Raw genomic sequence first — 1390 nt, 5'->3', positions numbered from 1 at the left:
AATGCGAGATGCCTAAGATATTTATTCTTAACCATAGTGAACAGGAGGTAGTTAAATGCCAAACAGTAAAGCAAAAGATCGTAAACGTAAGAAACGACTAATGAATGACAAGTTGCGTAAGGAAGGTAGAACACCAGCGCAACGTAACAGAATTAAACGTAAAATTAAACCTAAAGCGGAGGTAAAATATGACTAGCATACAAGCCAAACCAGTAGACACTTATATTAGTGAACAACATTATGAAGACTGTGAATATTTTCTGGGAGGATATATTCCATTCAATGGTTGTGAAGCTGAGGAGGAAATCATAGTAGAAGATAAATTTAATCGATGGCATAATAGTCATCACAAGGCTGTTGTGGCTAACTACCTCCTCCCTTCCACTATCGTCACAGCAGCCTTCCAATTGTTAAACAATAAGGAGAAACAATGAGAAAATCGCTTATTACTTTATGGATATTTTTGTCTACAGCATTGCTTATGGCGGGGGGAAACGTAAATCCAAATTTATCAGAGGTAGCAGATATCCCAAATAGAATATGTAAAGCAAATAAAATCTATGTAGAAAAAGATGCCTTACTTATGTGGCAAGATCAAGCTTATGTTGATGCAGAAGATGGTGCCTATAAGCGTAATCACTCTGTAGCTAAAGCCGGGACATGGGGACATGCTATGAATTATTGTCGTAGACTTAATTATGCGGGATACTCAGACTGGAGACTTCCCACATCAGATGAACTTGTTCATGTACATAGACAAGAGGGACAAGTATTTTCTTACTATAGAGATAACGACTTTTGGTCATCTACACCAGCAACAGATGTAAGATACTATGTGGTTTTCCCTGCAGATGCTTACCAGTATAAAAGATATAAAAAAGAGTCTAATTATATTAGATGTGTAAGATGTATTAGTGAAAAAGAACGTCGTGCAGTTTCAAGAGGAAACGCTAAACCATTTTTTCAAAGTAGATAAATGCTTTAGAGGATTTTAATTTCCTCTTGGAGCAAAATATGAAACTTCTCAAAGATTTTTTCTTTTGCCAAGTCTATCAAGTACTTAGCATCTTCAAAACTTCCCTCACCAAGATTTACTAAAAAATTCGCATGGATTTCACTCGATTGCATATCACCTTTCCTAAAACCTTTTAATTCCACTTCTTCTATGAGCCTTCCTGCATAATCACCCTCAGGGTTTTTAAATGCTGAACCTGCTGAGGGGTCAAGAGGTTGATTAGAACGTAAGTTAAGAAGAGAGTCGAGTAATGTTTGACTAAATCCTTCTTTTATCTCAAATCTTGCAGCAGTTGCAATGCCAGAGAGTTTTGCAAATCTATATCCATGTCCTATCTCCTCTTTGGCTATCCACTTTCCTTCTATCTCTATGCTA

Annotated in this window: 2 protein-coding genes and 1 pseudogene; 2 read left to right on the top strand and 1 reads right to left on the bottom strand. The window is 36.7% G+C overall.

Annotated features, from left to right (window positions below):
• Positions 1-188: 188 nt before the first annotated feature.
• Both AC3WVG_RS11860 and AC3WVG_RS11855 read left to right on the top strand, forming a co-directional pair.
• Positions 189-434, top strand: coding sequence for a hypothetical protein (locus AC3WVG_RS11860; RefSeq protein ID WP_488798326.1), 246 nt, complete (start codon positions 189-191; stop codon positions 432-434).
• Positions 431-976 carry an Lcl C-terminal domain-containing protein gene (locus AC3WVG_RS11855; protein WP_488798325.1) on the top strand — a complete coding sequence of 182 codons (546 nt, stop codon included), beginning with the start codon at positions 431-433 and terminating at the stop codon, positions 974-976. Before AC3WVG_RS11860 ends, AC3WVG_RS11855 begins: the two co-directional genes overlap by 4 nt.
• A 5-nt stretch (positions 977-981) precedes the next feature.
• Here the strand turns inward: AC3WVG_RS11855 and AC3WVG_RS11850 are convergent.
• Positions 982-1390 (bottom strand): annotated as a pseudogene (locus AC3WVG_RS11850) (hypothetical protein); the annotation flags it as partial.

It is taken from the genome of Desulfovulcanus sp., assembly GCF_982781345.1.
The sequence above is the reverse complement of the archived record's forward strand: the minus strand, read 5'-3'. Positions and strand labels throughout refer to the sequence as shown.

Coding starts and splice junctions, on each gene's coding strand:
- AC3WVG_RS11860 (WP_488798326.1), top strand. CDS start 189: ATGACTAGCATACAAGCCAAACCAGTAGACACTTATATTAGTGAACAA.
- AC3WVG_RS11855 (WP_488798325.1), top strand. CDS start 431: ATGAGAAAATCGCTTATTACTTTATGGATATTTTTGTCTACAGCATTG.